This is a genomic window from Aeromicrobium stalagmiti, assembly GCF_013283745.1.
GTDB lineage: Bacteria > Actinomycetota > Actinomycetes > Propionibacteriales > Nocardioidaceae > Aeromicrobium > Aeromicrobium stalagmiti.
Genome location: NZ_JABSTZ010000001.1, coordinates 1,677,619 through 1,691,851, shown reverse-complemented (window position 1 = coordinate 1,691,851; position 14,233 = coordinate 1,677,619). Strand labels below are relative to the sequence as shown.

Annotated in this window: 15 protein-coding genes; 4 read left to right on the top strand and 11 right to left on the bottom strand. The window is 69.1% G+C overall.

The window, feature by feature from the left end; all coding sequences use genetic code 11:
* Nucleotides 1-80: 80 nt before the first annotated feature.
* From HQK15_RS08385 to HQK15_RS08345, 9 genes are all read right to left on the bottom strand, one after another.
* The gene (locus HQK15_RS08385; RefSeq protein ID WP_254450683.1) at nt 81-1,151 is read right to left on the bottom strand and encodes a BMP family lipoprotein; all 1,071 of its coding nucleotides are present in this window, start codon (nt 1,149-1,151) and stop codon (nt 81-83) included.
* 149 nt (nt 1,152-1,300) lie between these two features.
* Nucleotides 1,301-2,467 carry an amidohydrolase gene (locus HQK15_RS08380; protein ID WP_173490897.1) on the bottom strand — a complete coding sequence of 389 codons (1,167 nt, stop codon included), beginning with the start codon at nt 2,465-2,467 and terminating at the stop codon, nt 1,301-1,303.
* Between the two features lie 24 nt (nt 2,468-2,491).
* Nucleotides 2,492-2,899 (bottom strand): SRPBCC family protein, encoded by a 408-nt coding sequence (locus HQK15_RS08375; protein WP_173490896.1) that lies wholly within the window; start codon nt 2,897-2,899, stop codon nt 2,492-2,494.
* A complete protein-coding gene (locus HQK15_RS08370; RefSeq protein ID WP_173490895.1) occupies nt 2,799-4,181 on the bottom strand; it encodes an MFS transporter in 1,383 nt (460 codons plus the stop codon). Before HQK15_RS08370 ends, HQK15_RS08375 begins: the two co-directional genes overlap by 101 nt.
* Nucleotides 4,178-4,588, bottom strand: a complete 411-nt coding sequence (locus HQK15_RS08365; RefSeq protein WP_173490894.1) for a MarR family winged helix-turn-helix transcriptional regulator — start codon at nt 4,586-4,588, stop codon at nt 4,178-4,180. The genes HQK15_RS08370 and HQK15_RS08365 overlap by 4 nt, the downstream gene beginning before the upstream one ends.
* 140 nt (nt 4,589-4,728) lie before the next feature.
* On the bottom strand, nt 4,729-5,529 hold the full coding sequence (locus HQK15_RS08360; protein WP_173490893.1) for a dienelactone hydrolase family protein: 801 nt from the start codon (nt 5,527-5,529) through the stop codon (nt 4,729-4,731).
* A 49-nt stretch (nt 5,530-5,578) separates the two neighbouring features.
* On the bottom strand, nt 5,579-6,325 hold the full coding sequence (locus tag HQK15_RS08355; protein ID WP_173490892.1) for a succinate dehydrogenase/fumarate reductase iron-sulfur subunit: 747 nt from the start codon (nt 6,323-6,325) through the stop codon (nt 5,579-5,581).
* Entirely contained in the window at nt 6,322-8,301 is a 1,980-nt protein-coding gene (locus HQK15_RS08350) for a fumarate reductase/succinate dehydrogenase flavoprotein subunit (RefSeq protein ID WP_173490891.1), read from the bottom strand. Before HQK15_RS08350 ends, HQK15_RS08355 begins: the two co-directional genes overlap by 4 nt.
* A complete protein-coding gene (locus tag HQK15_RS08345; RefSeq protein ID WP_367649103.1) occupies nt 8,298-9,020 on the bottom strand; it encodes a succinate dehydrogenase cytochrome b subunit in 723 nt (240 codons plus the stop codon). Before HQK15_RS08345 ends, HQK15_RS08350 begins: the two co-directional genes overlap by 4 nt.
* Before the next feature lie 86 nt (nt 9,021-9,106).
* On the opposite strand from HQK15_RS08345, the gene HQK15_RS08340 reads away from it, so the two are divergent.
* Together HQK15_RS08340 and HQK15_RS08335 are read left to right on the top strand one after the other, a co-directional pair.
* Nucleotides 9,107-10,012 (top strand): LysR family transcriptional regulator, encoded by a 906-nt coding sequence (locus HQK15_RS08340; protein WP_173490890.1) that lies wholly within the window; start codon nt 9,107-9,109, stop codon nt 10,010-10,012.
* A 17-nt stretch (nt 10,013-10,029) separates the two neighbouring features.
* Entirely contained in the window at nt 10,030-10,665 is a 636-nt protein-coding gene (locus tag HQK15_RS08335; RefSeq protein ID WP_173490889.1) for a hypothetical protein, read from the top strand.
* A 7-nt stretch (nt 10,666-10,672) separates the two neighbouring features.
* On the opposite strand, the gene HQK15_RS08330 is transcribed toward HQK15_RS08335, so the two are convergent.
* Both HQK15_RS08330 and trpS read right to left on the bottom strand, forming a co-directional pair.
* Complete coding sequence (locus HQK15_RS08330) at nt 10,673-11,194, bottom strand: 2'-5' RNA ligase family protein (RefSeq protein WP_173490888.1); 522 nt, start codon at nt 11,192-11,194, stop codon at nt 10,673-10,675.
* A gap of 3 nt (nt 11,195-11,197) precedes the next feature.
* The gene (gene trpS / locus HQK15_RS08325; protein WP_173490887.1) at nt 11,198-12,211 is read right to left on the bottom strand and encodes a tryptophan--tRNA ligase; all 1,014 of its coding nucleotides are present in this window, start codon (nt 12,209-12,211) and stop codon (nt 11,198-11,200) included.
* A 61-nt stretch (nt 12,212-12,272) separates the two neighbouring features.
* Between trpS and galK the strand changes: the two genes are divergently transcribed.
* Together galK and HQK15_RS08315 are read left to right on the top strand one after the other, a co-directional pair.
* Nucleotides 12,273-13,373, top strand: a complete 1,101-nt coding sequence (gene galK, locus HQK15_RS08320; protein ID WP_173490886.1) for a galactokinase — start codon at nt 12,273-12,275, stop codon at nt 13,371-13,373.
* Between the two features lie 4 nt (nt 13,374-13,377).
* Nucleotides 13,378-14,223: a prephenate dehydratase gene (locus HQK15_RS08315; RefSeq protein ID WP_173490885.1), complete on the top strand. Its 846-nt coding sequence runs from the start codon at nt 13,378-13,380 to the stop codon at nt 14,221-14,223.
* Nucleotides 14,224-14,233: the final 10 nt, after the last annotated feature.

Genomic DNA, 14,233 nt, shown 5'->3' with positions numbered 1-14,233 from the left:
GAGCCGTGGACAGACAGGACGAACCTGGGCTGAACGCTACCGCGCCAGCCCAGGTTCGTCGCCGGATGCTGCTGATGCTGCTACGGCTTGGTCGGAACCTTGATCTCGCCGCCGATGATCTTGTCCTTGTAGCCGTCGATGTCGGCCGCGATGTCGTCGACGAAACCGCCGGACTTCGAGTAGCCGACGCCGTCTGCCTTCAGGTCGTAGACCGTGTAGCTGACGAGCGCCTTGCCCTCGTCGATCGACTTCGCGAAGTCGTACGTCGCCGTGTCGACGCGCTTGAGCATCGACGTGAGGATGAACGGCTTCTGTGCGTCGGTCGCGGTGAGGTACTGGTCGGAGTCGACACCGATCGCGTAGTTGCCCTCGCCGGCCTCGACAGCAGCGTCGAAGACGCCCGAGCCCGAGCCACCGGCTGCGTGGTAGACCACGTCGGCGCCCTTGTCGAACTCGCCCGTCGCGGCGGCCTTGCCACCGGCCGGGTCACCGAATCCGGCGAGGTCCGACTCCTGGATGTAGGCGACCTCGACCTTGATGTCGGGGTTGGCTGCCTTGGCACCCGCGGTGTAGCCGGCCTCGAACTTCTGGATGAGGTCGTTGTTGACGCCACCGACGAAGCCGATAGTGCCGGACTTGCTCTTCTCGGCGGCGGCGACGCCGACCAGGAAGGAGCCCTGCTCCTCGGCGAAACCGAGGTAGGCGACGTTGTCGTTGGCGGTCTCGTCGGGGTCGAAGCCGTCGATCACGGCGAAGTTGACCTCGGGGAAGTCAGGAGCGACCGCGTTGACCGACTCGCTGTAGGCGAAGCCGACGCCGATGATGGCGGTGGCGCCGTTCTCGGCCATGTTGCGGAGGCGGTCCTCACGTGCGGACTCGGCCTCACCGTCGGTGGCCTCGCCCTCGATGCACGTGGCGTCGAAGTCGGTGACGGCCTTCTCGAGGCCGGCGTAGGCGGAGTCGTTGAACGACTGGTCGCCACGACCGCCGACGTCGTACGCCAGGCCGATCTTGGGTCCGTCGCCGTCAGCGGTCTTGCAGACGTCGTCGCTGGCAGCGGGCTTGTCGCCTCCGCCACCTTCGCTGTCGCTGCCTCCACAGCCCGCGAGAGCAAGCGCGGCGACGGCGGCAACAGCGGAAAGCTTGGTCAATCGACGCAAAATTCCTCCTCAGTACGGAGCCGGGAGCCCGGCACTCGAGACGACCCTAATGTCCCGGTGGGTCGTTCGGGAGTGGGTCGGAGGGATTGGCGGCGGCCGTAACCGATTCTTCACCTCAGGGCGTCGAAGGGGCCTGCGGATCAGCTGATTGCGGCCATCGCGAGGACCTTCGCCCCTACCGCGATGGCGCGTTCGTCGACCCGCAGGTTGCCCTGGTGCAGGTCGTACGTGGGCCCGTCGGGCGTGCGGGTGCCCAGACGCCCCATGGCGCCCGGGACGGCCTCGACGTACCAGGCGAAGTCCTCGCCGCCGAGGCTCTGCGCGGTCGACGCGACGCCGCCGGGACCGACCGCCTGGGCCACCGCGCGGCGCAGGATCTCGGTGGCACCGAAGTCGTTGACGACGGGTGGGACGCCGCGGGTGTAGGTGACGTCGGCGCTGACGCCGAAGGGCTCGATGATGTCGCTGATCAGGCCGCGCACGAGGTGCTCGGCCTGGTGCCACGCGGCGGCGTCGAGCATCCGCAGCGTGCCGCTGAGCTCACCCGTGGACGGGATGACGTTGGCGGCGTTGCCGGAGTGGATCTGGCCCCACACCATGCTGGCTCCGGCGCGCGGGTCGAAGCGGCGCGACAGCACCGCGGGCAGCTGGGTCAGCAGGCTGCCCAGGGCGTACGTGAGGTCCTCGGTGAGGTGGGGCCGGGACGTGTGACCGCCGCGGCCGCTGAGCTGCACCGTGATGTGGTCGGACGCGCCGGTGATGGGGCCTTCGCGCAGGCCGACCTGGCCGACGTCGAGCGACGGGTCGCAGTGCAGGGCGAAGATGCGCGAGACACCCTTCAGCGCTCCGGCAGCCAGCAGCTTGAGCGCGCCGCCGGGCATGACCTCCTCGGCCGGCTGGAAGATCAGCCGGACGCGCACGGGCAGACGGTGCTCGGCGTGCGCGTGCGAGAGAGCCACCGCGGCACCCAGCAGCGCCGAGACGTGGACGTCGTGGCCGCAGGAGTGCGAGACACCGGGGACGGTCGACTTCCAGGGGTCCTGCGACGTGTCGACGACCGGCAGCGCGTCGAGGTCGGCCCGCAGCGCCACGATCGGCCCCTCGTCCGGACCGATCTCGGCCATCAGGCCCGTGCCCTCGAACCGTTCGTAGGAGATGCCGCTCTTGTCCATCCACATCGCGACGACGTCGGTCGTCCGCTCCTCCTGCCACGAGAGCTCGGGATAGGAGTGCAGGTCACGGCGCACCTCGATGAGGTCAGGCGTGACCACATCGATGGATCGTGCGAGCGACTCGACCAAGGACATTCCCTCAGGGTATCGCTGATTCGATCAGCGGGACTCCAGCGTCTGGCGGATCTCCTCGACCGTCTCGTCGGCGAGCGCGTCGAGCTTGGGCTTGACCACCAGGGGCGCGACGAGCTTGACGATGCCGTGGAACTCGAAGTCGGCGCGGTAGTGGATCTGGGTCCGGTCGCCGTCACGCGTGAACGTCATGGAGTCGGTCGCCGTCGCGGTCTTGTTGGTGCCGCGGGCCGAGAAGAACGTCGGACGGTCGAACCCGATCGTCTCGTACGACAGCTCGGTCTCGCGCCCCATGAACTGCGACCGGTTCTCGTAGGTCGTGCCGAGGCCGCCGTCACCTGCCGTGCGGGTGGTCTGGATGGTTCCCGGGTCCCACTCGTTCGTGTTCTCGAAGTTGCTGAGGTAGTCGAAGACGTCCTCGATGGACCTCGACACCGTGAATGTCCGCTCGACGTGCATTCCGCCAGCGTAGGTCCCGCAGGCTCGCCCGCAACTCCTCCAGCTGCTCGTCCTGCCGGTGGAGGTACCAGGCAGTGGCGAGGGCGATGCCCACGAGCGTCAGCCCTCCCCCGCCGATCAGCATCCACCGGGCGCCGAACGTCTCGCCGACCCAGCCGACGAGCGGCGCCCCGAACGGCGTCCCGCCCATGAAGACCATGAGGTAGAGCGCCGCGACGCGTCCGCGCATCATGGGGCTCGACGTCAGCTGGATCGTGGCGTTGGCCGAGGTGATCATCGTCAGGGCGCAGAGGCCGAGCAGCGGCAGCACGGCTGCAAACGTCGTGTAGGTCGGCATGAGCCCGGCGACGATCTCGACGACGCTGAACGAGGCTCCCGCGATGACGACGAAGCGCAGCCTCGGACGGGCCCGCCGGGCGGCCAGGAGCGCGCCGGCCAGCGAGCCGACAGCCATGATCGAGGCCAGCAGGCCGTACTCCCCCGCACCCTTGCCGAAGACGTCCGTCGCCATCAGGGCGCTCGTCATCTGGAAGTTCATGCCGAACGTGCCGACGAAGAACACGCAGGTCAGGATCAGGACGAGGTCAGGACGCGAGCGGACGTACGTGACGCCGTCGCGGACTGCGTGCTTGCGCGTGCCGGTGACGGCCGACGGCCTCAGCAGGCTGCCGTCGAGCAGCTGCAGCGACGTCAGCACGGCGAGATAGCTCACGGCGTTGACCAGGATGACCCATCCGGCCGCCTCGACGCCCGACCCGAGTGCAGCGATCAGGACCCCGGCGACGGCCGGGCCGATCATGCGCGCGAGGTTGAACGACGCGGAGTTGAGCCCGACGGCGTTCGCGAGGTCCTCCTTGCCGACGATCTCGACGACGAACGACTGGCGGGCCGGCGCGTCGAACGCCGTGCCGATGCCGAACACGAACGCCAGGACGTACACGTGCCAGGCCTGCACCACACCTGTGACCGCGAGGACGCCGAGCAGTGCCGCCGGGAGCGCCATGGCGACCTGGGTGCAGCGCAGCACCGTGCGCTTGGGCACCCGATCGGCCACGACGCCGGCGATCGGCGAGAAGAGCAGGGCGGGCAGCAGCTGCAGGCCCGTCGTGACGCCCAGGGCCGTGCCGCTGTTGGTCAGCTGCAGGACCAGCCAGTCCTGGCCGATCCGCTGCATCCAGGTGCCGGTGTTGGAGACGATCGCGCCGAGGATGTAGATGCGGTAGTTGCGCACCGCCAGCGCGCTGAACGTGGGACTCAACTCTGTGCGAGCCGTTCGAGCAGCGCGGCAGCCTCCCTCAGCGTCGCGCGTTCATCGGTCGTCAGCTCGGCGAGACGGTGGCCGAGCCACAGGTCGCGCCGGGTGCGCTCCTCGGCGAGCACGGCGTCACCCTTGTCGGCGAGCGAGATGAGCACCTGCCGTCCGTCGTCGGGGTGCGGCTCGCGGATCGCCAGGCCCTCGTCGACGAGGTGGGTCAGGGTGCGGGTGATGGACGGCGGGCGGACGCGCTCGTGGGCCGCGATCGCACTGGGCGTCGCCGGGCCGATCTTGAGGACCGCTCCGAGCACCGACAGCTGGGTCGGCGTCAGGTCGCTCTGGCGCTCCTGCCGGAGCCGACGGTTCATCCGCGCCACCGATCGGGCGAGCTGGTGGGCATCAGTGGGCATATCATTAGCATAACAAATTACCCACGCTAACCAAAACGCTGACGAGACCGTTTCCGCCCCTCCAGGAGAGCCTTTCCGCCCCTCTGCAGGGCGGAAACGGTCTCGTCGAGGGGCGGCAAAGGTCTCCTCACCGGGAGGGGTCAGGTGAGGCGTTCGCGGAGGAACTCGACGACCCGCGTGCGGGCCGCGAGGGCCTGGTTGCCCTCGACCTCGCGGACCTCGGCCGTCAGGACCGAGTGGGCGGTCTTCGAGAACCCTCCGGCGTTGCCCTTCGAGGAGTCGAGCTCGATGACCTCGAAGGCATCGCCGAGGTGCTCGGTCAGTGCGGCGAACCGCCGGGGTGACACCGCCTTGTCCTCGCTGAACCGCAGGCCCATGACACACAGGCCGTCGTCCTTGACGCGGGCCTTGATCGTCGCGAGCTCGTCGGTCGACAGCCCCACGTCGGCCTGACGCGCACCGCCGATCGGGAACGGCACCGACGGCTGGCTCATGACCGGAGCGATGACCGCATCGTCGACGGCAGCGGCGAGCGCGAACCCGCCCGTGAAGCACATGCCGATGACGCCGACGCCGTGACCGGGGGTGCGGCCGTCGAGGTCACGGGCCACGGCGCGCAGGAACTCGCTGATCGGCCGGGCCGACTTCGTGGCGAACGCCCGGAACTCCGCCGACACGCACAGCCTCGCGACGACGCCCAGCACGTAGGGCGCGGACATCGCCCTGCCCGGCGTGCCGAACGGCGAGGGGACGACCACCGTGAACCCCTGGCCGACGAGGTGGTCGGCCAGACCCAGCACCTCGGGCGTCATCCCGGGGATCTCCGGGATGAGGACGACGCCGGGGCCGCTGCCCTTCTCGTAGCAGTCGTGGGTCAGCCCGCCCCCGGTGAAGGACGACACCACCCATCCGTCGAGCGTGGACGTGGGCGCAGAGGTCATGCCCGCAGCCTAGGGCTACGGGCATGACGTCGCTGGGCAGGAAGGAGCTCTAGGCCTTGCCCTTGGCGAGCGCTCCGAGGAGGTCGCGGTTGAGCCGGCTGATCGTGTCGAGCGGGATGCCCTTGGGGCACGACGCCGTGCACTCACCGATGTTGGTGCAGCCGCCGAAGCCCTCGTGGTCGTGCTGCTCGATCATGCCGATGACGCGCGAGTCGCGCTCGGGCTGACCCTGCGGCAACAGGCCCAGGTGCGTGATCTTGGCAGCCGTGAAGAGCATGCCCGAGCCGTTGGGGCACGCCGCGACGCACGCGCCGCAGCCGATGCAGGTGGCCGACTCGAACGCGTGGTCCGCGTCCTCCTTCGGCACCGGCAGGTTGTTGGCCTCGGGCGCCGATCCGGTCGGCGCCGAGATGAAGCCACCGGCCTGGATGATCCGGTCGAAGGCCGAGCGGTCGACGACGAGGTCCTTGACGACCGGGAACGCACCCGCGCGCCACGGCTCGATGTCGATGACCGCACCGTCCTCGAAGCTGCGCATGTGCAGCTGGCAGGTCGTAGTGGTCTGCGGGCCGTGGGCCTGACCGTTGATCACGACGCCACACGCACCGCAGATGCCCTCACGGCAGTCGTGGTCGAAGGCGATGGGGTCGTCACCGGACAGCGTGAGCTGCTCGTTGAGGACGTCCAGCATCTCCAGGAAGGACATGTGCTCACTGACGTTCTCGACGCCGTACGTGACCATCTTTCCCTTGTCGTCGGCGTTCTTCTGACGCCAGACACGCACGGTGATGTTCACTTGTAGCTCCTCGACTTCATCTCGACGTACTCGTACTCCAGTGGTTCCTTGTGCAGCGTGGGCTGCTTGTCGCCGAACTCCCAGGCCGAGACGTAGGCGAACTCGTCGTCGTGGCGCAGGGCCTCGCCGTCCTCGGTCTGGCTCTCCGCGCGGAAGTGACCGCCGCACGACTCGCGCCGGTTGAGCGCGTCGATGCACATGAGCTCGCCGAGCTCGAAGAAGTCGGCGACGCGGCCGGCCCGCTCGAGCGTCTGGTTGAGCTCCTCGTTGACACCCGTGACCTTGACGTTGGCCCAGAAGTCGGTCTTGAGGTCACGGATCATGCCGATGGCCTTGGTCAGGCCCTCCTCGGTGCGCTCCATGCCGCAGTAGTCCCACATGATCTGGCCGAGCTCCTTGTGGTACGAGTCCACGGTGCGCGTGCCGTTGATCGACAGCAGGGTCGAGATCCGGTTCTCGACGGCAGCCTTGGCCTCCAGCACCGCCGGGTGGTCGTCGGCGACCTTCTCGTACGGTCCGTCGGCCAGGTAGTTGGCCAGCGTGTAGGGCAGCACGAAGTAGCCGTCGGCCAGTCCCTGCATGAGCGCCGAGGCACCCAGGCGGTTGGCGCCGTGCTCGGAGAAGTTGGCCTCTCCGGCGACGAACAGACCGGTCAGGTTGCTCTGCAGGTCGTAGTCGACCCACAGCCCGCCCATCGTGTAGTGCACGGCCGGGTAGATGCGCATCGGCTCGGAGTAGGGGTCCTCACCGGTGATCTGCGCGTACATGTCGAACAGGTTGCCGTACTTGGCCTCGACGGCCGGGCGACCCAGACGCTCGATCGCGTCGGCGAAGTCGAGGTAGACGCCCAGACCGCCGGGACCGACACCCTTGCCGGCGTCGCACTGGTACTTGGCGGCCCGCGAGGCGATGTCACGCGGCACCAGGTTGCCGAACGCCGGGTAGATGCGCTCGAGGTAGTAGTCGCGCTCGTCCTCGGGGATCTGGCTGGCGACGCGGTCGTCACCGAGCTTTGCGGGCACCCAGATGCGGCCGTCGTTGCGCAGCGACTCCGACATGAGGGTCAGCTTGGACTGGTAGTCACCGGAGACCGGGATGCACGTCGGGTGGATCTGCGTGTAGCAGGGGTTCGCGAAGTAGGCACCCTTGCGGTGGGCACGCCACGTCGCGGTCGTGTTGCAGCCCATCGCGTTGGTCGACAGGAAGAACACGTTGCCGTAGCCGCCCGAGGCCAGCACGACGGCGTCGGCCGTGTGGGTCTCGATCTCGCCGGTGACCATGTCGCGGACGATGATGCCGCGGGCCCGCTCGACGCCGTTGGCGTCGGGCACCATGATCAGCTCGAGCATCTCGTGGCGCGTGTTCATCTCGACCGTGCCGGCCGCGATCTGACGCTCGAGGGCCTGGTAGGCGCCGATCAGCAGCTGCTGGCCGGTCTGTCCGCGGGCATAGAAGGTGCGGGAGACCTGCACGCCGCCGAACGAACGGTTGTCGAGCAGTCCGCCGTACTCACGGGCGAACGGGACGCCCTGCGCGACGCACTGGTCGATGATGTTCACCGACACCTGCGCGAGGCGGTAGACGTTGGACTCGCGGGCGCGGAAGTCGCCACCCTTGACCGTGTCGTAGAACAGGCGGTAGATGCTGTCGCCGTCGTTGCGGTAGTTCTTGGCGGCGTTGATGCCACCCTGCGCAGCGATCGAGTGCGCGCGGCGGGGGCTGTCCTGGTAGCAGAAGCTCCGGACGTGGTAGCCGGCCTCACCGAGCGTGGCGGCCGCCGAGGCACCCGCGAGGCCCGTGCCCACGACCAGGACGCTGAGCTTGCGGCGGTTGGCCGGGTTGACGAGCTTGGCGTTGAACTTGCGATCGTCCCAGCGCTTCTCGATGGGGCCCGACGGCGCCTTGAGGTCCACGATGTCCTCGCCGACGGCGTGGAACTGCTCGGACGGGTTCTTGTACGGCTCGGTGATGGTCATGATCCGGCTCCGAAGAAGAAGATGGCGAAGGGGACGGTGAGGAAGCCGCCCGCGATCAGCACGGCCAGCCCGATGGACACGGCCGTGATGCGCGACGAGCGGCGGGTCGAGCTGTGGTTCTGGCCGAGGGTCGTCAGCGCGCTCCAGAAGCCGTGCGCGAGGTGGAAGCCCACCGCGACGAGGCCGATCGTGTAGAGCAGGACGACCCACCACAGCTCGAAGCCGTTGACGACGCGCTCGTACTTGCTGTCGGAGGCGCCGCCGGGCGACAGCCAGTTGGGCAGCATCTGTGCGACGTGGCCGATGATGAACAGCAGCAGGATGATGCCGCCCCAGCGCATCGTGAACGAGGCGTAGCTGCGCTGGTAGCCGGTCTTGTTCTGCTTGGTCTGGTAGCGCGTGTTGCCGACGTAGCCGGCCGCGACCTTGTTGCGGCGCCACAGCGTGATGGCCGCGTAGACGTGGACGACCAGCGCACCGACCAGCACGACGCGCAGGATCCACAGCGCGCCCTCGTGCGGGAGGTACGGGTAGAGGATGTCGTCGAGCCCCTCGAGGTAGCTGTCGAACTTCTCCGGCCCCTGGAAGAACTTCAGGTTGCCGTACGCATGGACGAGCAGGTAGCCGAGCATGATCAGGCCCGACACCGCCATCGAATACTTCAGGGCGACGGTGGAACGCTTCGCCGACGGTCGCTTCGCAGTTTGGGTAGTTGCCACAAACACACAGTAGAACCGATCGACGATTCACGCTAAGTCTTGTTGAGGCTCACCTTCATAGCCAAAGGCTATGACACACTTGACCCGTGCAGATCCACCAGCTCGCGTACTTCGTGGCCGTCGCCCGCACCCGTCACTTCACCCGTGCCGCCGAGATGACGGGTGTGTCGCAGCCCACACTCTCCAAGCAGATCCGGGTGCTCGAGAACTCGCTCGGTGCGCCGCTGTTCGTCCGGGACCGCGGCGGCATCGAGCTGACCAGCGCCGGCGAGGCGCTCCTCCCCCACGCGCAGCGCATCCTCATCGACGTCGAGAGCGCCGAGCGGACGGTGCACGAGGTCGCGAGCCTGCGACGCGGACGCGTGCGGCTCGGCGCGACGCCGTCCCTGTGCGACGGGCTGCTGCCCGAGGCGCTGACCCGCTTCCACGAGGCGTACCCCGCGATCGACCTCGAGGTGCAGGAGGCCGGCTCGCGCGTGCTGACCCGCGAGCTGTCCCAAGGCCGACTCGACGTGGCTCTGCTGATCGTCCCGCTGCACTCCGGCGACCCCGACATCGAGACCACGCCGCTGCTGCGGGAGCGGCTCGTGCTGGCCAGTCCCGTCGACGCCGACATGCCCGACCGCATGGACGTCAGCGACCTGCGCGACCTGCCGCTCGTGATGTTCCGCGAGGGCTACGACCTGCGCGACGTCACGCTGCGAGCCTGCACCGCTGCGGGGTTCGAGCCCCGACTGGCCGTGGAGGGTGGGGAGATGGGCGCCGTGCTGCGGTTCGTCCAGGCGGGCCTGGGGCACGCGGTCGTCCCGAGCATGGTGCTCGCGACCCGCCCCCAGCTCCGGGCGACCGAGCTGGTCAACCCGCCGCTCGACCGGGTCATCGCCCTGGCCCACCGCAGCTCCGAGGCGCTGCCGCTGGCCGCACAGGCGTTCAAGGCCGACCTGATCGATCACCTCACGACCTTCGGAACCGGGGGCCTCACCGGGGTCTGAGTCGCTAGCATCGGACCATGCGCCTCCCCGTCGTCGCCGCCGCGGCTCTCGCCCTGACGCTCGGCGCGTGCGGCGGTGGTGACGACCGAGGCCCGACGGACCCGCTCTCGAAGGAGTCGGCACGCAAGGCGCTCATCACCAGCGACGACATGCCCTACTCCTGGAAGATCGACCTCGACTCCGGCGTCGCGTTCAAGGGCGCCGTGACCAAGGGACCCGCCGAGTGCAACGAGGTGCTCGACCAGAAGATCACCGCCCCGGTCGTCCAGAAGGCCGCGTTCAAGGCGTCGGACGCCGGACCGTTCTTCGCCGAGACCATCACCTCCTTCCAGGGCGCCGGTGCGACGCAGGACTTCGACACCGGCGTCGAGCGCCTCGGTCGCTGCACGGCGTTCACGGTCGAGAACAAGGACGGCCGCTCGCTCAAGATGCGCGTCGAGAAGGTCGGCGAGCCCGACCTCGGCGACCGGGCCGTCGAGTACAACATCGGCGGCCGGGTCGAGGGCGTCTCGTTCAGGATGAACCTCGTCGTCGCCCAGGTCGGCCAGACCGTCGTCGGCGTGACGCGCTACGCCATCGAGGACGAGATGCCGCAGGCCAGGTTCACGGCCCTGGCCGAGCTCGCGGTCGAGCGGGTCGTCGCGCAGTCCTAGCGACGGGTCAGGGCAGCTCCGGGCCGAGCGGGAAGGCACGTTGCGGCACCCAGCCCGACTCGTCCTCGTGGTGGTAGAGCGCGAACTCGCTGACCGTGAACTGGCACTCGAAGTCGCGCAGCTCGTCGTAGGCCCGGTCGAGGCGACCGTCGTCGAGATTGTGGGCGACCGTCACGTGCGGGTGGAACGGGAACTCCGGCTCCGGGCTGTGCAGCGCGTTGCGGACGCACTTGGCCAGCATCTCGGTGTAGGAGATGCCCTGGCTGACGGCGACGAAGACGACCGGTGACACCGGCCGGAACGTGCCCGTGCCGCGCAGCCGCATCGGGAACGGCGGGAGCGTCGCGGACGCCCGCTCCAGCGAGGCGCACACGACCTCGAGCTCGTCGTCCTCGACCTCGGTCGGCGGGATCAGGGTGACGTGGCTGGGGATCGTCTCGGCCATGGGGTCGCCGAAGTCGGCCCGCTTCTCCCGCAGCAGGGCCCCGTAGGGGTCAGGGACGGGGATCGCGACTCCGATGATCGGCATCGCTCAGGCCCGCCGCACGAACCCGGAGCGCTCGTAGACCAGCTCGAGCGTCGCGCTCGCGACCTCGCGAGCCTGGTCGGCGCCGAGCGCGAGGATCCGGTCGAGCTCGGCCCGGTCGTCGAGCAGAGCACGGGTGCGGTCGCCGAACGCCCCGACGAAGTCAGCCACCAGGTCGGCCAGCGCGACCTTGAGGTGTCCGTACTGCTGGCCCTCGAACGTCGCCACGACCGACTCGATCGGCTCGTCGGTCAGCGCCGAGTAGATCGAGAGCAGGTTGGAGATGCCGGGCTTCTCGACCGGGTCGAACGAGATCTCGCTGCCCGAGTCGGTCATCGCGGAGCGGATCTTCTTCAGGACCTGCTTGGGCGTGTCCGACAGGTCGACCACACCGGCGTGCGACTGGTTGGAGCCGCTCATCTTGGAGGTCGGGTCCTGCAGGTCGTAGATCTTGGCGGTCGCCTTGACGATGTGCGCCTCGGGCACCGTGAACGTCTCGCCGAAGCGGTGGTTGAAGCGCTGCGCGAGGTTGCGGGTCAGCTCGACGTGCTGGCGCTGGTCCTCGCCGACCGGGACCCGGTCGGCCTGGTAGACGAGGATGTCGGCGGCCATGAGGATCGGGTAGGTGAACAGCCCGACGCTGGAGGAGTCCTGGCCACCCTTGGCGCTCTTGTCCTTGAACTGGGTCATGCGGCTGGCCTCGCCGAACCCGGTGACGCCGCCCAGCACCCAGGCGAGCTGCGCGTGCTCCGGCACGTGGCTCTGCACGAACAGCGCGCTCCGCTCGGGGTCGACGCCCGCGGCGAGCAGCTGGGCCGCGGCGATGTAGGTGCGCTCGCGCAGCAGCGCCGGGTCGTACTCGACCGTGATGGCGTGCAGGTCGGGGATGAAGTAGAACGCCTCGAACTCGTCCTGCAGGGCCACCCACTGCTTGAAGGCTCCGAAGTAGTTGCCCAGGTGGTACGAGTCAGCCGTGGGCTGGGCCCCGGACAGCACGCGTGGTCGGCGTTCAGCAGGCATGGGGGCATTCTGCCAGTCGCGCTGTCGCGGTCCTCCGCGAGGCTGCGCCTATGCTCGACGCGTGACTGACGTACGCCGGTGGGACGTGCCCGGGAGGGTGAACCTCATCGGGGAGCACCTCGACTACAACGGCGGACCGGTCCTGCCGCTCGCGATCGACCGGAGCGTGACCGTCAAGGTGCGCCTGCGTGACGACGGCGTCGTCAACGTCTGGAGCGACCTGCCGGGCGCGGCCAAGATGACCTTCCCGACCTCCGTTCAGCCCGGTGACGTCGAGGGCTGGGCCACGTACGCGGCCGGGACGATCTGGAGCCTGGTCGACGCGGGCCACGCCCTGACGGGTGCCGACCTGGTGATCGAGTCCCGGCTGCCGTCGGGGGCCGGTCTGTCGTCGTCGGCCGCCACGACGTGCGGCATCGCCGCGGCCCTCGACGACGCCCACGGCCTCGGGCTCGACCGCACGCAGGTCGCGCTGCTGGCCCAGCGCGCCGAGTCCGGCTTCGTCGGCGCCCCTGTCGGGCTCATGGACCAGCTCGCCGTCCTGCACGGGACGGCCGGCCACGCCGTGCAGATCGACACCGCGGTGACGCCGCACACGACCCGGCTCGTGCCCCTCGGCTGGGAGGACGACGGTCTGGTGCTCGTCGTCATCGCCACCGGGGTCCACCACGCCCTCGCCGACGGGGAGTACGCCGCCCGGCGGGAGGAGTGCGAGCGCGCCGCCGAGGAGCTCGGCATCGAGTGGCTCGCCCAGGCGACGCTCGACGCGACGGTCGCCCTGACCGACGACACGCTCAAGGCCCGCACCCGCCACGTCCTCACCGAGACCGCGCGGGTCAGGGGCGCCGTCAACGCGATCAGCCGGCGGGCCTGGCCCCAGCTCGGCACGATCCTCACCGCGTCCCACGCCTCGCTGCGCGACGACTTCGAGGTCAGCTGCCCCGAGCTCGACGTCGCCGTCGTGGCGGCGCTCGAGGCCGGAGCACTGGGCGCGCGCATGACCGGCGGCGGCTTCGGCGGCAGCGCCATCGCGCTGGTCGCTCCCGAGCAGGTCCAGCCCGTCCGTGAACGGATCGAGGCCCGCTACCTCGCGCACCAGTGGTCACGACCCGAGGTGTTCACCGTGCACGCGGCCGACGGCGCGCACCAGGTGCCAAACTAGGCCCATGACCTCTCGACGGATCGCCTACCAGGGCGAGCCCGGTGCCAACTCGCACATCGTGGCCAACCAGCACTACCCCGACTGGGAGACGCTCCCCTGCGCGTCGTTCGAGGACGTCTTCGCCGCCGTCGCCGCGGGTGAGGCCGATCTCGCGATGATCCCGATCGACAACTCGATCGCCGGCCGGGTCGCCGACATCCACCACTTCCTGCCCACCTCGGGGCTCCACATCATCGCCGAGCACTTCCTGCGCATCCAGTTCAGCCTGATGGGGGTGCGCGGCGCCACGATCGAGCAGATCAAGACCGTGCACAGCCACGTCCACGCTCTCGGCCAGTGCCGCAAGATCATCAAGGAGCACGGGCTCACGACGGTCATCTCCGGCGACACTGCCGGTGCCGCCCGCGAGATCGCCGACGCGGGTGACCCGACCCAGGCCTCGATCTCCCCGTCGATGGCTGCCGAGATCTACGGCCTCGACGTGCTGGCGTCCGACATCGAGGACGAGGACCACAACACGACCCGCTTCGTCGTGCTGTCGCGCGACCCCGTCCGCGCACCGGTCGGCGACGGCCCCACCGTCACGAGCTTCGTCTTCAACGTCCGCAACCTGCCGGCCGCCCTCTACAAGGCACTCGGCGGCTTCGCGACCAACGGCGTCAACATGACCAAGCTCGAGAGCTACATGGTCGGCGGCGAGTTCACCGCCACCCAGTTCCTCGCCGAGGTCGACGGCCACCCCGACGAGGGACCCCTGGCGCGGGCTCTCGAGGAGCTCACGTTCTTCACGACCGACGTGACGATCCTCGGGGTCTACCCGGCCGACCCGTTCCGCGCCCTCTCGCAGTGAGCCCCCTGCC

What these genes read in the sequence shown, in the direction of transcription:
- HQK15_RS08360 (WP_173490893.1), bottom strand. Translation starts at nt 5,529, where the DNA reads ATGACCTCTGCGCCCACGTCCACGCTCGACGGATGGGTGGTGTCGTCC.
- HQK15_RS08335 (WP_173490889.1), top strand. Translation starts at nt 10,030, where the DNA reads ATGCGCCTCCCCGTCGTCGCCGCCGCGGCTCTCGCCCTGACGCTCGGC.
- HQK15_RS08350 (WP_173490891.1), bottom strand. Translation starts at nt 8,301, where the DNA reads ATGACCATCACCGAGCCGTACAAGAACCCGTCCGAGCAGTTCCACGCC.
- HQK15_RS08365 (WP_173490894.1), bottom strand. Translation starts at nt 4,588, where the DNA reads ATGCCCACTGATGCCCACCAGCTCGCCCGATCGGTGGCGCGGATGAAC.
- HQK15_RS08380 (WP_173490897.1), bottom strand. Translation starts at nt 2,467, where the DNA reads ATGTCCTTGGTCGAGTCGCTCGCACGATCCATCGATGTGGTCACGCCT.
- HQK15_RS08330 (WP_173490888.1), bottom strand. Translation starts at nt 11,194, where the DNA reads ATGCCGATCATCGGAGTCGCGATCCCCGTCCCTGACCCCTACGGGGCC.
- HQK15_RS08315 (WP_173490885.1), top strand. Translation starts at nt 13,378, where the DNA reads ATGACCTCTCGACGGATCGCCTACCAGGGCGAGCCCGGTGCCAACTCG.
- trpS (WP_173490887.1), bottom strand. Translation starts at nt 12,211, where the DNA reads ATGCCTGCTGAACGCCGACCACGCGTGCTGTCCGGGGCCCAGCCCACG.